The sequence below is a fragment of the Streptomyces sp. DH12 genome, assembly GCF_020873895.1.
In the GTDB taxonomy this organism is placed as follows: domain Bacteria; phylum Actinomycetota; class Actinomycetes; order Streptomycetales; family Streptomycetaceae; genus Streptomyces.
Window position 1 is genome coordinate 1 of sequence record NZ_JAHWGT010000699.1, and the last position, 515, is coordinate 515.

Genomic DNA, 515 nt, shown 5'->3' on the forward strand with positions numbered 1-515 from the left:
CCTGTGCACGGCCTTCTGCCCCACGAGGCGGACGTGTTGGTGGACCAGCTCTGCGCCCTGACCCAGGTGGACTACAAGCAGATCGACCCGGTGGCCGACGAGCCGAATTTCCACTGCTGGCTCAAGGACGAGCTGGTCCGCCTCGTACGAGCGCTGCCCAGAAAGACACAGCAGCTCGCCCGGCAGCTGGGACTCCCGGACGCCGGACGGCTCGACCAGATCCTCTCCCGGCGGCAGGTCGGCCACCGGCGGCCCTCCCTCCTGCACGGAGACCTCAACCCGTGGAACCTGGTGCGCCGGGACGGCGGGCTGAGCATCATCGACTGGGAGATGGCCCTCATCGGGGACCCCCTGTACGACCTGGTGCGGCACATGCACCTGACCCCGACCCGCCCGGAGATCCGGGACCGCATGTTCCGCCGCTGGGAACGCACCCTTCCGCCCGAGTACACGCGCGGCTGGCAAAAGGACTGGCAGGTGTACCGACGCCTGGAGATGGTCCGCTCCGCGTACAT

General features: G+C 68.7%; 1 protein-coding gene. It reads left to right on the forward strand.

Translation table 11 applies throughout. The features are described from left to right. Nucleotides 1-515 (forward strand): phosphotransferase family protein (locus LPA54_RS36590; RefSeq protein WP_228984814.1); only part of this gene is annotated, 515 nt, incomplete at both ends.